This is a genomic window from Variovorax sp. LjRoot175, assembly GCF_964253805.1.
In the GTDB taxonomy this organism is placed as follows: Bacteria; Pseudomonadota; Gammaproteobacteria; order Burkholderiales; family Burkholderiaceae_C; genus Variovorax.
The window spans coordinates 827618-848724 of the sequence record NZ_CAXURY020000001.1 but is presented as its reverse complement, the minus strand read 5'-3'; the positions used below and the strand labels follow the sequence as shown (position 1 = coordinate 848724).

General features: G+C 68.6%; 17 protein-coding genes and 1 pseudogene. 11 read left to right on the top strand and 7 right to left on the bottom strand.

Going from position 1 to position 21107, the window contains the following annotated elements; translation table 11 throughout:
* Positions 1 to 21: 21 nt before the first annotated feature.
* Positions 22 to 930: a LysR family transcriptional regulator gene (locus ACSQ89_RS04250; protein WP_436295436.1), complete on the bottom strand. Its 909-nt coding sequence runs from the start codon at positions 928 to 930 to the stop codon at positions 22 to 24.
* A gap of 91 nt (positions 931 to 1021) precedes the next feature.
* On the opposite strand from ACSQ89_RS04250, the gene ACSQ89_RS04245 reads away from it, so the two are divergent.
* Complete coding sequence (locus tag ACSQ89_RS04245; RefSeq protein ID WP_436295435.1) at positions 1022 to 2032, top strand: zinc-binding alcohol dehydrogenase family protein; 1011 nt, start codon at positions 1022 to 1024, stop codon at positions 2030 to 2032.
* Positions 2033 to 2038: 6 nt separating this feature from the next.
* Here the strand turns inward: ACSQ89_RS04245 and ACSQ89_RS04240 are convergent, their stop codons facing one another.
* Positions 2039 to 3376 carry a PQQ-dependent sugar dehydrogenase gene (locus tag ACSQ89_RS04240; RefSeq protein WP_436295434.1) on the bottom strand — a complete coding sequence of 446 codons (1338 nt, stop codon included), beginning with the start codon at positions 3374 to 3376 and terminating at the stop codon, positions 2039 to 2041.
* 134 nt (positions 3377 to 3510) lie between these two features.
* On the opposite strand from ACSQ89_RS04240, the gene ACSQ89_RS04235 reads away from it, so the two are divergent.
* The 4 genes from ACSQ89_RS04235 to ACSQ89_RS04220 all read left to right on the top strand — a co-directional run bounded on the left by ACSQ89_RS04235 (position 3511) and on the right by ACSQ89_RS04220 (position 7746).
* Positions 3511 to 4254 (top strand): alanyl-tRNA editing protein, encoded by a 744-nt coding sequence (locus tag ACSQ89_RS04235; protein WP_436295433.1) that lies wholly within the window; start codon positions 3511 to 3513, stop codon positions 4252 to 4254.
* A 46-nt stretch (positions 4255 to 4300) separates the two neighbouring features.
* Complete coding sequence (locus ACSQ89_RS04230) at positions 4301 to 6484, top strand: protein-disulfide reductase DsbD family protein (protein ID WP_436295432.1); 2184 nt, start codon at positions 4301 to 4303, stop codon at positions 6482 to 6484.
* A gap of 93 nt (positions 6485 to 6577) precedes the next feature.
* Positions 6578 to 7270, top strand: a complete 693-nt coding sequence (locus ACSQ89_RS04225; RefSeq protein ID WP_436295431.1) for a redoxin domain-containing protein — start codon at positions 6578 to 6580, stop codon at positions 7268 to 7270.
* A 38-nt stretch (positions 7271 to 7308) separates the two neighbouring features.
* The gene (locus ACSQ89_RS04220) at positions 7309 to 7746 is read left to right on the top strand and encodes a CoA-binding protein (RefSeq protein ID WP_093111337.1); all 438 of its coding nucleotides are present in this window, start codon (positions 7309 to 7311) and stop codon (positions 7744 to 7746) included.
* A 15-nt stretch (positions 7747 to 7761) separates the two neighbouring features.
* On the opposite strand, the gene ACSQ89_RS04215 is transcribed toward ACSQ89_RS04220, so the two are convergent.
* Both ACSQ89_RS04215 and ACSQ89_RS04210 read right to left on the bottom strand, forming a co-directional pair.
* Positions 7762 to 8766 carry a Bug family tripartite tricarboxylate transporter substrate binding protein gene (locus tag ACSQ89_RS04215; RefSeq protein ID WP_436295430.1) on the bottom strand — a complete coding sequence of 335 codons (1005 nt, stop codon included), beginning with the start codon at positions 8764 to 8766 and terminating at the stop codon, positions 7762 to 7764.
* A 35-nt stretch (positions 8767 to 8801) separates the two neighbouring features.
* Positions 8802 to 9896, bottom strand: coding sequence for a tartrate dehydrogenase (locus ACSQ89_RS04210; protein ID WP_436295429.1), 1095 nt, complete (start codon positions 9894 to 9896; stop codon positions 8802 to 8804).
* Positions 9897 to 10002: 106 nt separating this feature from the next.
* Between ACSQ89_RS04210 and ACSQ89_RS04205 the strand changes: the two genes are divergently transcribed.
* The 3 genes from ACSQ89_RS04205 (at position 10003) to ACSQ89_RS04195 (ending at position 14525) form a co-directional block, all read left to right on the top strand.
* The gene (locus tag ACSQ89_RS04205; protein WP_436295428.1) at positions 10003 to 10929 is read left to right on the top strand and encodes a LysR family transcriptional regulator; all 927 of its coding nucleotides are present in this window, start codon (positions 10003 to 10005) and stop codon (positions 10927 to 10929) included.
* A gap of 23 nt (positions 10930 to 10952) precedes the next feature.
* Positions 10953 to 12056: a uroporphyrinogen decarboxylase gene (gene hemE, locus ACSQ89_RS04200; RefSeq protein WP_436295427.1), complete on the top strand. Its 1104-nt coding sequence runs from the start codon at positions 10953 to 10955 to the stop codon at positions 12054 to 12056.
* Between the two features lie 369 nt (positions 12057 to 12425).
* The gene (locus ACSQ89_RS04195) at positions 12426 to 14525 is read left to right on the top strand and encodes a primosomal protein N' (RefSeq protein ID WP_436295426.1); all 2100 of its coding nucleotides are present in this window, start codon (positions 12426 to 12428) and stop codon (positions 14523 to 14525) included.
* Between the two features lie 7 nt (positions 14526 to 14532).
* On the opposite strand, the gene ACSQ89_RS04190 is transcribed toward ACSQ89_RS04195, so the two are convergent.
* The 3 genes and pseudogenes from ACSQ89_RS04190 to ACSQ89_RS04180 form a co-directional block, all read right to left on the bottom strand.
* Complete coding sequence (locus tag ACSQ89_RS04190) at positions 14533 to 14742, bottom strand: hypothetical protein (protein WP_093111325.1); 210 nt, start codon at positions 14740 to 14742, stop codon at positions 14533 to 14535.
* Positions 14743 to 14896: 154 nt separating this feature from the next.
* The gene (locus ACSQ89_RS04185; protein WP_436295425.1) at positions 14897 to 15916 is read right to left on the bottom strand and encodes an AEC family transporter; all 1020 of its coding nucleotides are present in this window, start codon (positions 15914 to 15916) and stop codon (positions 14897 to 14899) included.
* Positions 15917 to 15942: 26 nt separating this feature from the next.
* A pseudogene (locus ACSQ89_RS04180) lies at positions 15943 to 17227 on the bottom strand (phospholipase D-like domain-containing protein).
* Positions 17228 to 17336: 109 nt separating this feature from the next.
* Here ACSQ89_RS04180 and ACSQ89_RS04175 point away from each other — a divergent pair.
* Genes ACSQ89_RS04175 through ACSQ89_RS04165 form a run of 3 tightly spaced genes read left to right on the top strand, consistent with a single transcriptional unit; the run spans position 17337 to position 21021 of the window.
* Positions 17337 to 19436 carry an ATP-dependent helicase gene (locus tag ACSQ89_RS04175; protein WP_093111321.1) on the top strand — a complete coding sequence of 700 codons (2100 nt, stop codon included), beginning with the start codon at positions 17337 to 17339 and terminating at the stop codon, positions 19434 to 19436.
* Entirely contained in the window at positions 19433 to 19864 is a 432-nt protein-coding gene (locus tag ACSQ89_RS04170; protein WP_093111319.1) for a hypothetical protein, read from the top strand. Before ACSQ89_RS04175 ends, ACSQ89_RS04170 begins: the two co-directional genes overlap by 4 nt.
* A complete protein-coding gene (locus tag ACSQ89_RS04165; RefSeq protein WP_436295424.1) occupies positions 19864 to 21021 on the top strand; it encodes a phospholipase A in 1158 nt (385 codons plus the stop codon). The genes ACSQ89_RS04170 and ACSQ89_RS04165 overlap by 1 nt, the downstream gene beginning before the upstream one ends.
* The last annotated feature ends 86 nt before the right edge of the window (positions 21022 to 21107 follow it).

The following is a 21107-nucleotide window of genomic DNA, read 5'->3' as shown; positions in this document are numbered from 1 at the left end:
GGCAATCTTAGTGGTGCGAGCTTAGTGGTGCGAGGGCAGCGCCGCGAACTTGGCCGCCAGGAAATCGATGAGCGAACGCACCCGCGCCGGCACGAAGCGGCCGCTGGGCAGCAGGGCGTGCAGCGGATAGGGCTCGGTGTCCCAGTCGGGCAGAAGCCGCACCAGCGCACCCGAGGCCTCGTCCTGCTGCACGTCGAGCGCCGACTTGAGCGTGATGCCGCGGCCCGCGAGCGCCCACTGGCGCGCGAGCGAGGCGTCGTCGACGATGCGGTCGCCGTCGACGCGCACCTCGGTCCACTGGCCGTTGCGCGCAAAGCGCCAGACACGCTGGCGCCGGCCGCTGCGATGGAAGGTCAGGCAGTTGTGCTGCAGCAGGTCCTGCGGCACCTGCGGCGCTGGGTGCCGGCGAAGGTAGGCGGGCGAAGCGCACGGCACTGGACGCGAATCGGCCAGCTTGCGCGCAACCAGCCGCGAATCCGCCAGCGCGCCGTAGCGCAGCGCCACGTCGACCTCGTCGCGCGTGACGTCGAGCGGCCGGTCGCCGACCGAGAGCGCGAGCTGCAGGCCCGGATGCGCATCGAGGAAGTCGTCGAACCAGGGCAAAAGCGCACTGCGCGTGAGGTCCGAAGGCGCGGCGACGCGCACCGTGCCGACCAGCGCGCCGCGATCGGCCGCCACCAGCGACTCGCCTTCGGCCAGCAGCTCGAAGGCGCGGCTGGCGTAGTCGAGCAGCGTCTGGCCCTGCGGCGTGAGCCGCATCGCGCGGGTCGAGCGCTCGAACAGGCGTGCGCCGAGCTGTGCCTCGAGCCGCTTCAAGGTCGCACTGGCTGCCGCGGGCGTGATGCCCAGCGCGCGCGCCGCCGCCGTGAGGGTGCCGCCGCGCGCCGTGTGCACCAGCACGTGGAGGTCCGCGATATTTTCAATTTTCATTTGAAACTGATGCGCTTTGCGGGCAGCTTATCAAAGCCGGCCGCGATGCCTACATTCGACCGCATCGATTCCATTCCTCCAAGGACACACCATGAAAGCCGTCGGCTACCGCCAATCCCTTCCCATCGACGATCCCGCCTCGCTCGAGGACCTCAGCCTGCCCGAGCCCACGCCCGGCGCGCGCGACCTGCTGGTGCGGGTGAAGGCGATTTCCGTGAACCCGGTCGACACCAAGGTGCGCAAGGGCGCGCGGCCGGGGGCGGCCGAGACGAAGGTGCTGGGCTGGGACGCGGCCGGCACAGTCGAGGCCGTCGGTGCGGCGGTCCAAGGCTTCAAGCCGGGCGACCGCGTGTACTACGCAGGCTCGATCACCCGGCCCGGCACCAACAGCGAACTGCATGTGGTGGACGAACGCATCGCCGCGCTCGCGCCGAAGAGCCTGGACGACGCGCAGGCCGCAGCCCTGCCGCTGACCACGATCACCGCCTACGAGCTGCTGTTCGACCGGCTCCGGGTGCCGAAGAACGGCGGCGCCGGGCAGACGCTCCTGATCGTCGGCGGCGCCGGCGGCGTCGGCTCGATCCTCATCCAGCTGGCGCGCCAGCTCACGCAGCTGCGCATCATCGCGACCGCCTCGCGCGCCGAAACGCGCGCCTGGTGCCTGGCGCTGGGCGCACACGCGGTGATCGACCACTCGAAGCCGCTCGCCGGCGAACTCAAGGCTGACGGCATCGGCGAAGTCGACATGGTCGCCAGCCTGACGCAGACCGGGCAGCACTACGCGCAGATCGTCGAAAGCCTGAAGCCCCAGGGCCAGCTCGCGGTGATCGACGACATGGCGGTGTTCGATGCCATGCCGCTCAAGGGCAAGGCGATCTCGCTGCACTGGGAGTCGATGTTCACGCGCTCGAAGTTCGAGACCCCCGACGTCGCGCGCCAGGGCGAGCTGCTGGCCGAAGTCGCCGCGCTGGTCGATGCGGGCCGCATCCGCACCACGGCCAACGAAAGCTTCGGCACGATCAATGCGGCGAACCTGCGCCGCGCCCATGCGCTGATCGAGAGCGGCAAGGCGCAGGGCAAGGTGGTGCTGCAGGGCTTCTAGAGGCAGCTACTTCGCTCGCGCGACGCGCCAGACGGCGTTGCCCACATCGTCGGCCACCAGCAGCGCGCCGCTCTTGTCGAGCGCCACGCCGACCGGACGGCCCTGCGCCTTCTCGTCGGCGCTCAGGAAGCCGGTGACGAAATCGACCGGCGGCCCGCTGGGCCGGCCGCCGCTGAAGGGCACGAACACCACCTTGTAGCCCGACAGCGGCCTGCGGTTCCACGAGCCGTGCTCGCCGATGAACACGCCGTTGGCGAACTCGGGCGGCATGTCACGCGGGTTGGAGAAGGCCAAGCCCAGCGCTGCGACGTGCGAGCCCAGCGCATAGTCGGGCACCACGGCCTTGGCCACCATCTCGGGCCGGGGCGGCGTCACCCGCACATCGACATGGCGGCCGTAATAACTCCAGGGCCAGCCGTAGAAGGCGCCATCCTTCACCGAGGTCAGGTAGTCGGGCACCAGGTCGCTGCCGATCTCGTCGCGCTCGTTCACCACCGTCCACAGCACATTGGTCTCCGGTTCCCAGGCCATGCCGTTGGGATTGCGCAGACCCGTGGCGAACAACCGCTTCTCGCCGCTCTTCACGTCGACCTCCCAGATCGCGGCCCGGCCCTCTTCGGCCGCCAGGCTGTTCTCGCCGATGTTGCTGTTGGAGCCGACCGTTACGTAGAGCTTGGTGCCCTCGCGGTTGGCGATCACGTTCTTGGTCCAGTGGTGGTTGATGCCGGCCGGCAGATCGGTCACCTTGGTCGGGGCGGCCGTGATCGAGGTCTGACCCTCGGTGTAGGGCACCTTGACCAGCGCGTCGGCGTTGGCGATTAAGAGCTCGTTGCCGACCAGCGCGACCCCGAAAGGAGACACCAGGTTCTGCATGAACACCTGGCGCACCTCCGCCGCGCCGTCGCCGTCGGCATCGCGCAGCAGGGTGATGCGGTTGGCGCTCGGCACTTGGGCACCGGCGCGCTTCATGATCTGACCCATCACCGCGACCCTGATCATGTCCATCAGGCCGCCGCCGTTCGCGCCTTCCGGCTTCGGCGGCTTGTTGCTCTCGACCACCAGCACGTCGCCGTTGGGCAGCGGGTAGACCCAGCGCGGATGGTCCAGCCCGCGGGCCAGCGCCGTCACGGTGAAGCCGCTGGGCACGCTCGGGCCGGCGGTGTCGGTCCAGCCGGTGGCCGGGGCGATGTTGACGGTCGGGATCAGCGTCTTGTTGGGCGCGGGCAGTTGCGGCGTGGGGCCGATGCCGGCTTCGGGCGGCAGCTTGGCCGTTTCCCCGCAAGCCGCGAGCAGCATGACGGCGGCCAGCAGCGCAGCGGCCGAAGAAAGCTTGGAATGCTTCATGGGTCGGATGTCCTTCAGGCGACTACAGGCCATGCAGCCACGAATCATCCGGATCGCGCAAGCTCCCGCTGTCGGTTGTGGGCGCTTTCTGGCGTGGGTGCACCCCGGCGCGGTGGCGCCGCTACCATCGGGCGATGACCGACGACCTGTTCCGCTCCGACGCCTACCTGCGCGAATGCCGGGCCCGCGTCGTGCGCGCCGACGAAGCCGGCATCGTGCTCGACCGCACGGTGTTCTATCCGCAGGGCGGCGGCCAGGCCGGCGACAGCGGCCACCTGCTGGTGGCCGACGGGCGCGAACTGGCGATCGCCGACACGCGCAAGGGCAAAGACGCCGAGGGCCGGGCGACCGACGAGATCGTCCATCTGCCGGCGCCCGGCCAGTCCGAACTGCTGGGCACGCTGAAGCCGGACGATGCCGTGACGGCCCGCATCGACTGGGAGCGCCGCCACAAGCTCATGCGCTTCCACACCGCGACCCACCTGCTGTGCCACCTGGTGCCGCAGCCGGTCAACGGCTGCTCGATCACCCCCGAGTACGCGCGGCTGGACTTCCACATGACCGATCCGCTGGACAAGGAAGCGCTCACGACCGGCCTGGCGCGCCTGGTCGCTGCCGGGCATCCGCTGGCCGTGAGCGCCATCACCGATGCCGAGCTCGACGCCAATCCCGCGCTGGTCAAGAGCATGAGCGTGCAGCCGCCGCGCGGCACGGGCACGGTCCGCACCATCCGGATCGGGGATGCCGAACAGATCGATTTCCAACCCTGCGGCGGCACCCACGTGGCGAACACACGCGAGATCGGCCAGGTCATCGTGACCAAGATCGAAAAGAAGAGCGCCACCACCCGCAGGGTGGTGCTGGGGTGGGCCGCATGAGGGCCACCCGGAACTTCGCCCCGCGCGGGCGCTCCGACTGACTGGCATGGCATTTCTCCCCTCCCTTCGTCTTGCGGCCTTCCTGGCCGCCACTCTCGCAGCCTGCCTGCCGGCTGCGGGCCAGCTGGCTTCCACCAAGGTCGGACCCGTCGTCACCACGCCCCATGTGCGGGCGGAACTGATCGCCCATGCGCCGCAGGGCGTCGTCGCCGGCGCGCCGGTCTGGGTCGGCCTGCAGATCACGCACCAGCCCGAGTGGCACACCTACTGGAAGAACGCCGGCGACTCCGGCCTGCCGACCGAGCTCGCCTGGTCGCTGCCGGCCGGCATCTCCAACGGCGACATCGCGTGGCCGGTGCCGAAGAAGATCCCGATCGGCACCCTGGCCAACTACGGCTACGAAGGCACGGTGCTGCTGCCGGTGCCGCTGACCGTGGCGTCCGACTTCAAGCCCGCCGCAAGCCTCGCCGGCGCCAACGGGCTCGACATCAAACTCAAGGCCTCCTGGCTGGTTTGCCGCAAGGAATGCATTCCAGAAGACGGCGAGTTCCTGCTCAAGCTGCCGCTGCAGGGCTCGACCGCACTGCACAAGAGCGCCTTCGACGCCGCTCTGGCCGCCCAGCCGGCCGCGCTCGCGAAGCCGGGCACGATCGCCATCGAGGGCGACAAGCTGCAGGTCCGCCTCGAAGGCCTGCCGGCGGCGGCGCGCGGCAAGACCCTGGAGTTCTTCCCCGAGACCGGCGAGGTGATCCACACGGCGGCCGTGCAGGGCAAGGACTGGACGCAGGCCTGGCAGGGCGACGCCTGGACCGCCACCGTGCCGCTCTCCGATCAGCGCAGCGCCAGCCCGACGACGATGCCGGTGGTGGTCGCCCTGGCCGAGGCCGATCGGCAAGCCGGCCAGCCCATTGCCTGGCGCGCCGAAGCGCCGGTTGCCGGCACCTGGCCGGCCACGGCCCCGCGGGCGGAGGTCTCGCCGGCTTTGCAGGCCGCGCTCGAAGCCAACACCGCGGCGCCCCTGCCGCAACCGGCAGGCAACTTTGTCGCCGCGCTGCTGGGCGCGCTGATCGGCGGCCTGCTGCTCAACCTGATGCCTTGCGTGTTCCCGGTGCTCGCGATCAAGGTGCTGGGCTTCACGCGCCAGGCCGAAGACCACAGCGGCCACCGGATGGCCGCCGTCGCCTACACGGCCGGCGTGATGCTGTCCTTCCTGGCGCTGGGCGGCGCGATGCTCGCGCTGCGCGCGGCCGGCGCCGAACTGGGCTGGGGCTTCCAACTCCAGTCACCGGCGGTGGTGGCCGTGCTGGCAGCGCTTTTCACGCTGATCGGGCTCAACCTCGCGGGCGTCTACGAGTTCCGCATGCTGGCGCCGGCTTCGCTGTGCGGCGCCCAGGCCCGGCACCCGGTGGTCAACGACTTCCTGTCGGGCGTGCTCGCGGTGGTGATCGCCTCGCCTTGCTCGGCGCCTTTCATGGGCGCCTCGCTGGGCTTCGCGATCGGGCTGCCGGCCACGCAGGCCCTGCTGATGTTCGCGGTGCTCGGCTTCGGCCTCGCCCTGCCCTACCTGGCGGCGGGCTTCGTGCCGGCGGTGGCGCGCTTGCTGCCGCGACCCGGACCGTGGATGAACACGCTGCGCCGGCTGCTCGCTTTTCCGATGTTCGCCACGGTCGCCTGGCTGGTCTGGGTGCTGGGCCAGCAAAGCGGTATCGACGGCGCGGGCGCGCTGCTCGGCCTCCTGGTGTGCCTGGCGGCGATCGTCTGGGCGTTCACGCTGCGCGGGCGCACGCGCATCGTGGTGGCCAGCCTGCTGATCGCGGCCACCGCGGTGCTGGCGGGCGCCATCGGCGGCAACGTGATGCGCAGCGCGGCGCCGGCCGTGGCCGCGACCGGCGACCGCTGGCAGCCCTGGTCTGCGACGCGCGTGAGCGAACTCGCGGCCGCCGGCCGGCCGGTATTCATCGACTTCACGGCCGCCTGGTGCGTGACCTGCCAGTACAACAAGCGCAGCACGTTGGCCGATGCGGCGCTCCTGGCCGAGTTCGATGCCAGGCAGGTCGCCATGCTGCGCGCCGACTGGACGCGCCGCGATCCGGCGATCACCGCCGCGCTGACCGCGCTTGGGCGCAGCGGCGTGCCGGTCTACGTGCTGCAGGCGCCGGGCAAGGCGCCCTTGGTGCTGACCGAAATCCTTAGCAAAGAAGAGGTACGCTCGGCCTTGGCGACGCTTTGACCCCGAGTCTCTACGGGTTGTCACAAGCAGGTGAGAAAACCGCTCTAAGCTGTGGCGGTTGTTGAATATATTGATTGGGAGTTCAAGCTGACCATGCCTTCATCGTCATCCTCCGACTCGCGTTCCTACCGTGCCGCGCGCAATGCCCGCGCGGCCCTGAGCCGGGCCTCGCGCCGCGCCGTGGTGGCCGCCGCGGTGGCGCTCGGCGCCACTTTCCTCATGGGCACCCACGCCATGGCCGCGCCGGCCGTGGGCCAGAAGGCGCCCGATTTCGTCGCCGTCGACACCAGCGGCAAGCAGCACCGGCTGTCGGATTTCGCCGGCAAGTTCGTGGTGCTCGAATGGACAAATCCGGGCTGCCCGTTCGTGCGCAAGCACTACGGCAGCGGCAACATGCCTGCCACCCAGAAGGCGGCCACCGACAAGGGCGTGGTCTGGCTGTCGGTCAACTCGACCGAGCGCGCCGCCAGCGACTACCTGAAACCGGCCGCACTCGATGCCTGGATGAAGGAGCAGTCGGCCGCGCCCACGGCCGTGCTGATGGACGAAGACGGCGTGATCGGCCGCGCCTACGCCGCGCGCACCACGCCGCATCTCTTCATCATCGATCCCAAGGGCGTGCTGGTGTACGCGGGCGGCATCGACAGCATTGCGTCGGCGCGCGCCGAGGACATCAAGAGCGCCACCAACTACGTGAACCAGGCGCTCGGCGAAGCCTTCGGCGGCACGCCGATCAGCGCGGCGGCCACCAAGCCCTACGGCTGCTCGATCAAGTACAAGGCCTGAGCACGGTACGGTTGCGCGCCGCGCCGCAAAATGGCGCGATGAAAGACGCAACCCCACCCACCGACATCGGAGCGCTGCTCGCGCGCACGCGCACCATCGCCGTCGTCGGCCTCTCGCCGAGCCCGCATCGCACCAGCTACGGCGTCTCGCAATACATGAAGGCGCGCGGCTTCCGGATCGTGCCGGTCAATCCGAACACCCGCGAGGTCTTCGGCGAGAAGGCCTATCCGACGCTGAGAGAGGCCGCGAAGCACGAGAAGATCGACCTGGTGAACGTGTTTCGCCAGGCCGAAGACGTGCCGCCGGTGATGGACGAAGCCATCGCCATCGGCGCACCGGCGCTCTGGATGCAGCTCGGCATCATCAATCAGGCAGCAGCGGCCAAGGGCCGCGCGGCCGGGCTGAAAGTGGTGCAGGACCACTGCATCATGGTCGAGCATTCGCGGCTCACTAGGGGCGCAACGCCCTGGCGCTAAGGGCCTGCTCAGGCCCTAATCGATCGCGACCTTTCCTTCTTTCACCAGCTTCGCGAACTTCGCCGTCTCCTCGCGGATCCGGCCTGCCATCTCCTGCGAGCTGCCGCCCAGCGGCTCCGCGCCGATGGCCTGCATGCGCTCGGCGAAGTCCGCCGACTGGATGATCTTCACCATCTCCGCGTTGAGGCGCGCCACCACCTCCTTCGGCGTGGCCGCCGGCGCCAGCACGCCGAACCAGGTGCCGATGTCGAAGCCCTTGAGTCCGGCCTCCTCGAGGGTGGGCACCTCCGGCAGCACCGACGAGCGCTTCGCCGTGGTCACGGCCAGCGCGCGCAGCTTGCCGCTCTTGATGTGCTGCAGCACCGGCGTGATGGTGTCGAAGGACATCGCCACCTGGCCGCCGAGCAGGTCGGTGGTGAGCGGGCCGCTGCCCTTGTAGGGCACGTGCAGCAGTTCGGCGCCGGTGCTGGCCTGGAACTGCGTGCCGATCAGGTGCTGCGCGGTGCCGTTGCCGTTGGAGCCGTAGGCCAGCTTGTCCTTCGCGGACTTGGCGAGCGCCACCAGTTCGGCGACGTTTTTGGCCGGCGTGTTGGCGGCGTTGACCACCAGCACGTTGGGCACCATGGCCACGACGGTGATGGGCGCCAAGTCTTTCTGGAAATCGTAGGGCAGCTTCTTGTAGACGCTGGTCGCGATGGTGTGGTGCACCGCGCCCATCAGCAGCGTGTAGCCGTCGGGCTTGGCCTTGGCCACGAAGTCGGCGCCCAGCGTCGCACCGGCGCCGGGCTTGCTCTCGACCACCACGGGCTGGCCGAGGCTTTGCGAGAGCCGGTCGGCCAGCGCGCGGGCCAGCACGTCGGTGGTGCCGCCCGAGGGGAAGGGCACGATCAGACTGATGGGCTTGGCGGGCCAGGGCTGCTGCGCAAAAGCCTGCGTGGACCCCAGCGTGGAGGCCAGGCCGAATGCGAGGGCGCCGGCTTGCACGAAGCGACGGCGGCGGGGCTCGAAGAGGAAGTTCATGCTGTCTCCATGTCGTTGTGTTCGGCGGCGCTCTCTCAGGCCGCGCGGCGCTGCGCCTGCGCGGCGGCGATGTGGCCGCAGACGGCGCGGGTCACGTCGTCGGTCGTCGCGCTGCCGCCGAGATCGCGGGTATGGAGCGCAGGGTTGGCGGTCACATGCTCCACCGCCTCCATCAGGCGCGCGGCGGTCGCGGCCTCGCCCAGGTGTTCGAGCAGCATCACGACCGACCAGAAGGTGCCGACCGGATTGGCCAGGCCCTTGCCCATGATGTCGAAGGCGGAGCCGTGGATCGGCTCGAACATCGAGGGGTAGCGGCGCTCGGGATCGATGTTGCCGGTGGGCGCGATGCCCAGGCTGCCGGCCAGCGCGGCCGCCAGGTCGCTCAGGATGTCGGCATGCAGGTTGGTGGCGACGATGGTGTCGAGCGTGGCGGGGCGGTTGACCATGCGCGCGGTGGCGGCGTCGACCAGTTCCTTGTCCCAGGTGACATCGGGAAACTCCTTTGCGATCTGCACCGCGATCTCGTCCCACATCACCATCGCATGGCGCTGCGCGTTCGACTTGGTGACCACGGTCAGCAGCTTGCGCGGGCGCGATTGGGCGAGCCGGAAGGCGAAGCGCATGATGCGCTCGACGCCGGCGCGGGTCATCATGCTGACGTCGGTCGCGGCCTCGATCGGATGGCCCTGGTGCACGCGGCCGCCGACGCCGGCGTACTCGCCCTCGGAGTTCTCGCGCACGATCACCCAGTTCAACTGCTCGGGCGTGCAGCGCTTGAGCGGCCCGTCGATGCCCGGCAGGATGCGCGTCGGCCGCACGTTGGCGTACTGGTCGAAGCCCTGGCAGATCTTCAGGCGCAGGCCCCACAGCGTGACGTGGTCGGGGATGTGCGGGTCGCCGGCAGAGCCGAACAGGATGGCGTCCTTGTCGCGCAGTGCGGCCAAGCCGTCGTCCGGCATCATCACGCCGTGCTGGCGGAACCAGTCGCCGCCCCAGCCGAAATCCTCGAACTCGAAGTTCAGCTGGCCGCCCGAGGCGGCGGCCAGCACTTCCATCACCTGACGGCCGGCCGGGATCACTTCCTTGCCGATGCCGTCGCCGGGAATGGTGGCGATGCGGTATGTCTTCATGAGTCAGCCCCTGTTGAAAAGATGGGCTGACTGTAGGAGCCGGACAGCTCTACGATGCGGGCCTGGATTCAAGCCATCGTTAACCTGCGTTCAACAATCGATACCCATGACCAGCGGCATCCAACCGGCCGAGCTCGGATTCTTCTCGGCGCTGGCGAGCGCCCCCAGCCTGAGCGCGGCCGGCCGCGACCTGGGGATCAGCACGGCCGCCGTCAGCAAGCGGCTGGCGCAGATGGAAGGCCGCCTGGGCGTGACGCTGGTCAACCGCACCACGCGCCGCATGAGCCTCACGCCCGAGGGCGAGGTGCTGCTCGAACGCGCACGCAGCATCCTCGACGAGATCGCCGACCTGGACGAACTGCTGAGCCAGTCGAAAGGCAGCCCCAAGGGCCTGCTGCGCGTGAACGCGACCCTGGGCTTCGGGCGCACGCATGTGGCGCCGGTGATCTCGCGCTTCGTGCGCAGCCATCCGGAGGTCGACGTGCAGCTGCAGCTGTCGGTGAATCCGCCGCCCTTCAGCGACGATGCCTTCGACGTCTGTATCCGCTTCGGCGAGCCGCCGGACGCACGCGTCATCGCGCGGCGCATCGCGGCCAACCAGCGCCTGCTCTGCGCCTCGCCCGCCTACCTGGCGCGCTGCGGCCAGCCGAAAGTGCCGCGCGACCTGATGCGTCACAACTGCATCGGCATCCGGCAGGGCGACGAGGCCTACGGCCTGTGGCGCCTGAGCACCGGCCGCGGCGCGCGCCAGCGCACCGAGGCCATCAAGACGCGCGGCAGCCTCACGACCAACGACGGCGAGATCGCGGTCAGGTGGGCGCTCGACGGGCATGGCATCGTGATGCGCGCGGAATGGGACATCAACCGCTACCTGCGCAGCGGCCGCCTGGTGCAGGTGCTGCCCCAGTACCGCACGCCCGGGGCCGACATCTACGCGGTCTATCCACAGCGCTACCAGCTGTCGACGCGCGTGCGCGCCTTCGTCGACTTCCTCGCACAGGCATTGGGGCAGGCCGGGCGCGCCGCCGAATGAGCCTGCCCTGCGACAATCGCAGGATGCCTTTCGCGCCACTTCAGAACGACACTTTCCTGCGCGCCTGCTGGCGCCAGGCCACCGATCACACCCCCGTCTGGCTGATGCGCCAGGCCGGGCGCTACCTGCCCGAATACGTGGCGACGCGGGCCCGCGCCGGCAGCTTCATGGGCTTGGCCACCAACGTGGACTACGCCACCGAGGTCACGCTGCAGCCGCTCGAGCGCTATCCGCTCGATGCCGCGATCCTGTTCTCCGACATCCTCACGGTGCCCGATGCGATGGGCCTGGGCCTCTCCTTCGAGGCCGGCGAAGGGCCGCGTTTCGCACGGCCGGTGCGCGACGAAGCCGCGATCGGCGCGCTCGCAGTGCCCGACATGGCCAAGCTGCGCTACGTGTTCGACGCGGTCGCATCGATCCGCCGCGCACTCGATGGCCGGGTGCCGCTGATCGGCTTCTCGGGCAGCCCCTGGACGCTGGCCTGCTACATGGTCGAGGGGGCAGGATCGAGCGACTATCGGCAGGTCAAGACCCTGCTCTACAGCCGCCCCGATCTCATGCACCGCCTGCTCGCGGTGAATGCCGATGCCGTGGCCGCGTATCTCAACGCGCAGATCGACGCCGGCGCGCAGGCCGTGATGGTGTTCGACAGCTGGGGCGGCGTGCTGGCCGACGGCGCCTTCCAGGATTTCAGCCTGGCCTACACCGCGCGCGTGCTCGCGCAGCTGAAGCGCGAAGGTGCCGACGGCCTGCCGGTGCCGCGCATCGTCTTCACCAAGGGCGGCGGACTCTGGCTCGAAGACATGCGCGCGCTCGACTGCGAGGTGCTGGGCCTGGACTGGACCGTCAACCTCGGCCACGCACGCGCACTCGTGGGCGAAGGTGCAGGGGCCAAGGCGCTGCAGGGCAACATCGATCCCAACGTGCTGTTCGCCGCGCCCGCGCAGATCGAGGCCGAGGTGGCGAAGGTGCTGCAGAGCTTCGGACGGCCGCACACCGATCGCGCTTCGACCGGGCCGACCCACATCTTCAACCTGGGCCACGGCATCAGCCAGTTCACGCCGCCCGATCACGTTGCGGCGCTGGTCGCTGCGGTGCATGCGCAATCGCGCGCGCTGCGTGTCTGAAGCGACTGTTATAGGTTGTAAGTACCTAAGAACGACCGATTCGCATTTGTCAAGTCGAAAGGGTGAGGACCGACTGACTTATGCACAAAACACTTGCTGCGCTGCGCCAAAATATCTTTGGACCGCAAATCCCTGCTCCTAAAGCGATAGCGTCGCTAAGTCATTGATTTATATGGACTTTGAACTTTGCTTTTTTTGCGGGCATTCCAGCCGGAGCCTTGATTTTCAAGGGCTGGCGGCGAGTCGGGCCCGGATATCAACAAAGTTATCCACACAAACTCTGGATGGCTTCCAAAGCGCAGGCAAATCAACGACTTAAGCCGCATTGCTACAACTTGCTTTAACCAACGGCCGTAACAGGACCACGCCTTGAACTGGCGCATCGACGTCGCGGTCCAGACTCCTGCGCACAGCGCATTAGGGGATGTACTGAGCTACGCCAGCGCCGAAACGCCGGCCATCGGGTCCTTGCTGCGGGTGCCGCTGGGTCGTCGCGAGGTGCTGGGCGTGGCATGGGCGGTCCATGCGCTCGAGGACGGCGCGGCGCCCGCCATGGAACTCAAGCCCGTCGCCGCCGTGCTCGATGGGTTGCCGCCGCTGAACGATGCCTGGCGCGACCTGGTGGCCTTTGCCGCCCGCTACTACCAGCGCTCGCTCGGCGAGATTGCGCTGGCCGCGCTGCCGCCCCAGCTGCGCGACCTGAGCGCGGTGCAGCTGGCGCGGCGGCTCAAGCGCCAAGCCGTGCCGGCGCACTCCCCTGCCGCCGGCGCGGCGCCCGACGGCCTGGCACTGTCTGCCGAGCAAGCCGACGCACTGGCCCGCTTCGATGCCGAGACCGGCCCCTTCCTGCTGTTCGGCAGCACCGGCAGCGGCAAGACCGAGATCTACCTGCAGGCCGTGGCGGCGCTGCTGGCGCGCGAGCCCTCCGCGCAAGCGCTGGTGATGGTGCCCGAGATCAACCTCACGCCGCAGCTCGAAGCACGCTTCAAGGAGCGCTTCGGCGACGGCACCGTGGTCTCGTTGCACAGCGGCATGACGAATCCGCAGCGCCTGGCCAGCTGGCTCGCGGCGCACAACGGCGCAGCGCGCATCGTGCTCGGCACGCGCATGGCAGTGTTCGCGTCGATGCCGGCGCTGAAGTTGATCGTGGTCGACGAGGAGCACGACCCCAGCTACAAGCAGCAGGAAGGCGCGCGCTACTCGGCGCGCGACCTGGCGGTGTGGCGCGGCCAGCGCGAAGGCGCGAAGGTGATGCTCGGCTCGGCCACGCCCTCGCTCGAAAGCTGGCACCAGAGCCGGCCGGCCGCGGGCGAGGATGCCGGCGGGCGCTATCTGCGGCTGGCCATGCCCTCGCGCATCGGCGCCGTGGCGCTGCCCGCCGTTCGGCTGGTCGACATGAACCTGCAGCCGCCCAGGACCGTGCTTTCGGGCGCGCTGCTCGATGCCATCGGCCAGCGCATCGCGCGCGGCGAGCAAAGCATGGTGTTCCTCAATCGGCGCGGCTATGCGCCGGTGCTGGCCTGCGGCGACTGCGGCTGGAAGAGCGAATGCCCGCACTGCAGCGCCTACCGCGTGTTCCACAAGATCGACCGCACGCTGCGCTGCCACCACTGCGGCTTCACCGAGCGCGTGCCGCGCGCCTGCCCGGCCTGCGGCAACCCCGACATCGCGCCGGTGGGCCGCGGCACGGAACGCCTCGAGGAGCACCTGGGCGAGCTGTTCGCGAGCGTGAAGCGGCCCGATGGCAGCGCGGTGCGCATCGCGCGCATCGACGCCGACAGCACGCGCCGCCAAGGCGCGCTCGAATCGCAGCTCGCCGCCGTGCATGCGGGCGAGGTCGACGTGCTGGTGGGCACGCAAATGATCGCCAAGGGCCACGACTTCCGGCGCATCACGCTGGTGGCCGCGGTCAATCCCGACGGCGCGCTCTTCTCGAGTGATTTCCGCGCGCCGGAACGGCTGTTCAGCCTGCTGATGCAGTCGGCGGGACGCGCGGGACGCGACGCCGCCTATCTTTCAGCGCAGGGCGCGACCGCCGAGATGTGGATCCAGACCCACCATCCGCAGCATGCGCTGTTCGCGGCGCTGCGCCGGCACGACTACCCGGCTTTCGCCCAGCGCGAACTCGAAGAGCGCGCCGCTGCCGGCATGCCGCCCTACGCCTTCCAGGCGTTGCTGCGGGCCGACGCCCGGACGCAGGAGGCGGCACAGGCTTTTCTGAATGCCGCCAGCGAGGCGGCCGATGCGCTGGAAGGGGCCGAGCGCGTGACCCGCTACCCGGCCGTGCCGCTGGCGATCCAGCGCGTGGCGAATGTGGAGCGGGCGCAGATGCTGGTCGAAAGCGCGTCGCGCGCGGCGCTTCAGCGCCTGCTGGCGGCCTGGCAGCCGCTGTTGCACGAACTGCGACGGCAGCCCGAGGGCAAGGGCGTGATCCGCTGGCTGGTCGACGTGGACCCGCACAGCATCTGAGTGCGGCTCAGGGCAGGCCCACGGGCTGCTTGCCCATCTCGATATAGCGCAGTTCCGACCGGCGCCGCCGGTGCGAATGACCCGGCCATGCGAACAGCAAAAGGCTCGCTGCGCCCGTCGCGAGCGCACTACCGATGCCCAGCGCACCCACGAGCCAAAGCCAACTGACGGTAGCGAGCCACGCCACCCAAAGCACCCAGCGCGTCAAAGTCGTCATGCCGTTCCCCCGGTATCTGGCGCCACTTTAGCAGCGCGAATGCAAACCTAAGCATTAGTCAAAAGCAATAGTTCACACTATCCACCGAGGAGTGACGGCGTCTTGTAGGAAATATTCTGAAACAGAGATTGCCGACGGCAATGGACTTCCGAAGTTAGCCCCGACTAGCCATCCATCTCACCGCCAGGGGAAAGCTGAAGAAGGCTGCCACGGTGGTCCACAGAATGACGCGCGCAATACGCCCGTTGTCGGCGCCGAAGCGCTCGGCCAGCATCGACACGTTGCTTGCGCTCGGCAGCGCGGCCACCAGAACGATCGCCATCAGCGCCGGTTGGCCGAGCGGCAGGCCCAGCGCGATCGCGCCTCGCGCGAGGCCATAGACCAGCAAGGGATGCAGCAGCAGCTTGATCGCCGCGACGCAGAGCACGTCGGCAAGCGGCGCCTTTCGCAGCGGCTGCGAGGCGCTGCCCATCGCGGCGGCGACGAGCGCGCTCGCCCGGTGCTCGCGCGCCAGCAGCGACGAGCGCGCCAGCACCGCGCCGATGGTGAACAGCGCCACCGGCGAGGCGGCATCGGCCAGCATCGCGATCGTGCGTTCGACCGGCGCCGGGAGCCCAAGGCGCGTGGCCGATGCCAGCCCGCCGAGCACGATGGCCCATGGCATCGGGTTCTGCACGATGCCGCGCAAGGCCTGTCGGGCTGCCTTGGCCGCATCGTGCTCGTCGGCGCCGGCCAGGCGCGACAGCGCGATGCACAGCGAAGAGGTCACGACCAGATCGAAAGCGATCGTGATGATCATCGGAGACGCCGCCCGCGTGCCGAGGATCGCGACCAGCAGTGGCACGCCCATGAAGCCCGTGTTCGGAAACGCCGCCACCAGCGCACCGAAGGCCGCATCGTTCCAACCGATGCGCTGCCTGCGCGCCAGGGCCACCGTGGCTGCAACCACGATCAACGCGCTCGCCCCCCACACCAGCGCCACGCCGGCATCGAGCAGCTGCGCGATCGGCGCTGCAGCGCCGAAGCGAAACAGCATGCACGGCAGCGCGAAATAGAGCACGAAGGCATTGAGCCCCGGAATTGCCGCGAGCGGCAGCGCACCGGTGCGAGCCGCTGCGTAGCCGGCCGCGATCAAGGCGAAGAAGGGGATGGTGACGAAGAGGATCTGCAGCACGCGGGCGATTGTCGTTGCCGCGGTACTCAGAGCTGCGGCCCCAGCAGCGCGGCCAGGTGCTCCATCAACTTCTCGCGCCATGGCCGGTCCTGCCACTGGGCGAAGCTCACCGCCTTGCTCTTCGCGAGATCGTCCTCGAACACCGCCACCTGCGCCCGGGCGAAGGCCTCGTCGTAGATATTGAGGTTGGCCTCGTCGTTGAGGCGCAAGGAACGGTTGTCGAAGTTGGTCGAGCCGACAGACACCAACAGGTCGTCGACCACCATCACCTTGCAGTGGTACATGGTCGGCTGGTATTCGCTCATCTGCACGCCGGCTTCGAGCAGCGGACCCCATCCGGCGCGCGACGCGCGGCGCACGGTCTGCGCGTCCATGATCGGGCCGGGCGTGATGATGCGCACGCGCACGCCGCGCTTCACCGCGGCGATGAGGGCATCGCACGCGAGATCGTCGGGCACGAAGTAGGCGCTCGAGAGATCGATGGTCCTGGTGGCCGCCGCGATCGACAGCAGGTACATCAGGTGCATGCTCTCGCTGCCGCCCGAGGGCGAGCTGCTGAACATCTGGGCCGCACCGCCGCCGCGCAGCGCAATGGCCGGGAAGTAGCGCTCGCCGTGCAGCACCTCGCCCGATACCTTGATCCAGTTGTCCATGAAAACGGCCTGCATCTGCGCGACCACCGGCCCTTCCACCTTGTAGTGCGAGTCGCGCCAATGGTCGGGGTCCTGCGCGTTGCCGGTCCACTCGGGCGCGATGCCCACGCCGCCGGTGAAGCCCACCACGCCGTCGACCACCAGCAGCTTGCGGTGCGTGCGGTTGTTGAAACGCGCGATGTCGTACCAGCTCGGCTTGTGGAACCTGCGGATCTCCACGCCTGCTTCTTCCATCGATTGCAGAATCTTCTCCTCGATCTTCTGGCTGCCTACCCAGTCGAGCAGCAACATGCACCTTGATGCCGGCGCGGGCGCGTTCCGACAGCGCATCGGCAAAGGCGCGGCCGATGTCGCCGGACCAGTAGATGTAGGTCTCGAAGGTGATGCTCTTCTTCGCGCCGCGGATGGCCGCGAGCATCGGCGGAAAGATCCGGTCGCCGTTGATCAGCGCCTCGAACCGGTTGCCCTCCGTGACCGGCGGCCCGAGCAGGACGCCCATCGCACGGCGGAACTGCGCATCGTGCAGGCTGTACTCGCGCTCGATGTGCTGCTCGATCTTCTTTTCGCCGGGCAGGAAGTTCAGCACGACCAGCGCTGCCGCCACCGTGGCGAGCGCGGACCAGAAGGCGATGGTGAGCGGATGTCTTGTTTTCTTCATGCGGCGGCGCCGATCACAAATGCGAACGGGTTTAACACCGCCATACATCTGAGGTCGTCCGACGGCGCCCCGTATCATTGCCCGCTTTGCGCCCCCTTCCCCTCGCCTCATGTCCTCCGGTCTCAACCTCGCGCAACAAGAAGCCGTCAACTACATGCACGGTCCCTGCCTCGTGCTCGCGGGTGCGGGTTCGGGCAAGACGCGCGTCATCACGCACAAGATCGCGCGCCTGATCCAGGCGGGGCTGGAGCCCAAGCGCATCGCGGCCATCACCTTCACCAACAAGGCAGCAGCCGAGATGCGCGAGCGCGCCAAGGGGCTGATCGGACGCGACGCGAAGCATGTGGTGGTGTGCACCTTCCACGCGCTGGGCGTGCGCATGATGCGCGAAGACGGCGCCGTGCTGGGCCTGAAGCCGGCCTTCAGCATCCTCGACAGCGACGACGTGACGAAGATCCTGAAGGACGCCGGCGGCACCACCGACGCCGCGACCGCGCGCATCTGGCAGTGGACCATCAGCAAGTGGAAGAACATGGGGCTCAATGCCGCCCAGGCCGAGGCCCAGGCTGCCGACGACAACGAGCGCATCACGGCGCGCATCATGGGGCGCTACGAAGAGCGGCTCGCTGCCTACCAGAGCGTGGATTTCGATGACCTCATCGGCATGCCGCTCAAGCTTCTGCAGCAGCATGACGAGGTGCGCGCCAAGTGGCAGGCCGCGCTCGGCCACGTGCTGGTCGACGAATACCAGGACACCAACGCCACGCAGTACGAGGTGCTGAAGGCGCTGGTAGGAGAGCGCGGGCGCTTCACCGCGGTGGGCGACGACGACCAGTCGATCTACGGCTGGCGCGGCGCGACGCTCGACAACCTGAAGAAGCTGCCGATCGACTACCCGAATCTCAAGGTCATCAAGCTCGAGCAGAACTACCGCAGCACCAGCGCGATCCTGCGCGCGGCCAACAACGTGATCGGACCGAACCCCAAGCTCTTTCCGAAGACGCTGTTCAGCGAACTCGGCGAGGGCGAGCCGGTGCGCGTGGTCGATGCCGACAGCGAGGCGCACGAGGCCGAACGCACGGTGGCGCGCATCCAGAGCCTGCGCGGCGGCGACGCCACCACGCAAGGCCAGCAGTACAAGGAGTTCCGCGATTTCGCGATCCTCTACCGCGCCAACCACCAGGCCCGGGTGTTCGAGCAGGCCTTGCGCAAAGCGCAGATCCCCTACAAGGTTTCGGGCGGCCAGAGCTTCTTCGACCGCGCCGAGATCAAGGACCTGTGCGGCTGGTTCCGGCTCTGGGTCAACAACGACGACGACCCGGCCTTCCTGCGCGCCGTGACCACGCCCAAGCGCGGCATCGGCCACACCACGCTGGCCAGCCTGGGCACCTTCGCGAGCCAGTACAAGCTGAGCCTGTTCGAGGCCCTGTTCTCGCCCTCGCTGCCGAGCGTGATGCCGAAGCGCGCGCAGGAAGGCCTGCACGAGTTCGGCCGCTACATCAACGACCTCGAATACCGCGCGCGCCGCACCATGGGCGCCGAGGACGCGCGCAGCTTCCTGGCCGACTGGCTGAAAGAGATCGACTACGAGAAGCACCTCTACGACGGCGAGGACAGCGAACAGGCCGCGGCCAGCCGCTGGACCAATGTGCTCGAGTTCTGCGACTGGATGTCGCAGCGCTGCGGCGGGCAGATCGACGATGCCTCCGGAGCGACGGTCGAGAGCGAACGCAAGAGCCTGCTCGAAGTCGCGCAGACCATCTCGCTGCTCTCCACCATCAGCGAACGGGAGAAGGACCAGAACGTGGTCACGCTCTCCACGCTGCATGCGGCCAAGGGCCTCGAATGGCCGCACGTGATGCTGATCGGCGTGACCGAAGGGCTCTTGCCCTTCAAGCTCGACGACGACGGCGGCCGGCAGGAGAAGGTCAGCGAGGACACGCTGCAGCGCCTGCAGGAAGAGCGCCGCCTGATGTACGTGGGCATCACGCGCGCGCAGCGCAGCCTGGCGGTGAGCTGGACCAAGCGACGTAAGCAGGGCCGCGAGATGGTGCCGGCGCAGCCGAGCCGCTTCATCGCCGAGATGGCGCTCGACAAGAAGACCATCAAGGAAGACCCGCGCGAGAAACTCAAGGCACTGCGCGCCGAATTCGCGCGCAAGGTCCAGGACAACGCTGCCGCAGCGGCGGCCGCCGCGGCAGCCCCATGAAGTGCCACGCGCTGCTCACTGCTTTGTGCATTGCCGCCGGCAGCGCCGGAGCCCAGCCGGCATGCCCCGCCAGCGGCCGCGACCTGCCGGTCGAGGCGCTCTATGGCCAATGGGAGGCACGCTTCGAAGGCGTGCCGGGCATCGCGCGGCTGCAACTCGCCAAGCATCCTGAATACGCCGGCGTGCGCGGCACCATCACGCGTGACGGCGGCGCGGCAAGCCCCTCGGTCGCGCAGCTCGCGGGCGACATCGACGACGAGGGCCAACTCAACATCGACGAATCGATGGACGGCCGCGCGATCAGCGGCGTCTGGCTCGGCGAGCTGCAGGCCGGATCCTGCGGCAAGGAGTTCAAAGGAACCTGGCGAAACGCCGCCGACGACAGCACACGTCCTTTTGTACTAACCAAGACGGGCAGTTGGCAATGATGAACACACGCACCACCACTTTCGCGGCGCTCTTTGCCGGCCTCGGCATCGCAGGCGCGCACGCGCAACCTGCAGAGAGACCGCAGAGCCCGCTGGCCGAAGCGCAGCTGACCTGGCAGCAGTGCCAGCGCCTCGCCGACAGTAAGGAGGCGCGGCTGGCCTGCTTCGACCGCTGGGCCCAGCAGCAGACCTTGCCCGCGGCCTCGGTACCGGCGGCGCCGCCCGTGCTCGCCAACACGCAGCCGCCCGCGCCGGTGGACGCCGCCGTGCCCGCCACGCGCGTGGTCTCCGTCGCCACCGAAGAAGGCTGCCGCGACCGCCAGTACTCCGCGCTCTCGCGTTTCTGGGAACTCGAGAATGGCACCGACTGCGGCACCTTCAGCTTCCGCGCCTACCGGCCGCTCAACGTGTCCGCCTCGGCGGCCAAGGACAAGCCGCAGACGCCGACCTCGCCCTCTGCCGGCCACAACGGCAGCGACATCGCCTACCAGGCCAACGAGATGCGCATCGGGCTTTCGGTGCGCACCAAGCTGATCCAGGGCATGCTGACGCTGAACGATCCGGTCAAGAAGGATTCGCTGTGGTTCGGCTACAGCCAGCAGTCCACCTGGCAGCTCTTCAACGGCGCGATCTCGCGGCCCTTCCGCACCACCGACCACGAGCCGGAACTGATGTATGTCTATCCCACCGACGTGCAGCTGGCGGGCGGCTGGCGCTGGCGCTATGCGGGCCTCGGCCTGGTGCACCAGTCGAACGGACAGAGCCTGCCTTATTCGCGCAGCTGGAACCGCGTCTACCTGATGGGCGGCATGGAGCTGGACGACCGCTTCACCCTCACCGGCCGCGTGTGGCAGCGCCTGCATGAGGATGCTGCGAAGGACGACAACCCCGACATCTCCAACTACATCGGCCGCGCCGAGCTCACGGGCCGCTGGAATCTGAACCCCTACAACACGCTCGGGCTGACGGTGCGCAACAACCTGCGCGAGAGCGGGCGCGGTTCGATGCGGCTCGAATGGCTCAAGGACCTCGGCAACTCGAGCAGGAGCAACCTGCGCTTCCACACGCAGCTGTTTCACGGCTATGGCGACACGCTGGTCGACTACAACCGCAAGCGCACCGTGCTGAGCATCGGCCTGAGCCTGGTCGATTTCTAGGGACATCGCGGCGTCTGGCCGATGCCGGGTGGCCGGCGGCCTTAGCATGAGGGTTCTCCCGTACAACACACCAAGACACGGAGGCT

What these genes read in the sequence shown, in the direction of transcription:
- ACSQ89_RS04220 (WP_093111337.1), top strand. Translation starts at nt 7,309, where the DNA reads ATGAAAGACGCAACCCCACCCACCGACATCGGAGCGCTGCTCGCGCGC.
- ACSQ89_RS04165 (WP_436295424.1), top strand. Translation starts at nt 19,864, where the DNA reads ATGAACACACGCACCACCACTTTCGCGGCGCTCTTTGCCGGCCTCGGC.
- ACSQ89_RS04175 (WP_093111321.1), top strand. Translation starts at nt 17,337, where the DNA reads ATGTCCTCCGGTCTCAACCTCGCGCAACAAGAAGCCGTCAACTACATG.
- ACSQ89_RS04230 (WP_436295432.1), top strand. Translation starts at nt 4,301, where the DNA reads ATGGCATTTCTCCCCTCCCTTCGTCTTGCGGCCTTCCTGGCCGCCACT.
- ACSQ89_RS04210 (WP_436295429.1), bottom strand. Translation starts at nt 9,896, where the DNA reads ATGAAGACATACCGCATCGCCACCATTCCCGGCGACGGCATCGGCAAG.
- ACSQ89_RS04240 (WP_436295434.1), bottom strand. Translation starts at nt 3,376, where the DNA reads ATGAAGCATTCCAAGCTTTCTTCGGCCGCTGCGCTGCTGGCCGCCGTC.
- ACSQ89_RS04250 (WP_436295436.1), bottom strand. Translation starts at nt 930, where the DNA reads ATGAAAATTGAAAATATCGCGGACCTCCACGTGCTGGTGCACACGGCG.
- ACSQ89_RS04245 (WP_436295435.1), top strand. Translation starts at nt 1,022, where the DNA reads ATGAAAGCCGTCGGCTACCGCCAATCCCTTCCCATCGACGATCCCGCC.
- ACSQ89_RS04225 (WP_436295431.1), top strand. Translation starts at nt 6,578, where the DNA reads ATGCCTTCATCGTCATCCTCCGACTCGCGTTCCTACCGTGCCGCGCGC.
- ACSQ89_RS04190 (WP_093111325.1), bottom strand. Translation starts at nt 14,742, where the DNA reads ATGACGACTTTGACGCGCTGGGTGCTTTGGGTGGCGTGGCTCGCTACC.
- ACSQ89_RS04215 (WP_436295430.1), bottom strand. Translation starts at nt 8,766, where the DNA reads ATGAACTTCCTCTTCGAGCCCCGCCGCCGTCGCTTCGTGCAAGCCGGC.
- ACSQ89_RS04235 (WP_436295433.1), top strand. Translation starts at nt 3,511, where the DNA reads ATGACCGACGACCTGTTCCGCTCCGACGCCTACCTGCGCGAATGCCGG.
- ACSQ89_RS04170 (WP_093111319.1), top strand. Translation starts at nt 19,433, where the DNA reads ATGAAGTGCCACGCGCTGCTCACTGCTTTGTGCATTGCCGCCGGCAGC.
- hemE (WP_436295427.1), top strand. Translation starts at nt 10,953, where the DNA reads ATGCCTTTCGCGCCACTTCAGAACGACACTTTCCTGCGCGCCTGCTGG.
- ACSQ89_RS04205 (WP_436295428.1), top strand. Translation starts at nt 10,003, where the DNA reads ATGACCAGCGGCATCCAACCGGCCGAGCTCGGATTCTTCTCGGCGCTG.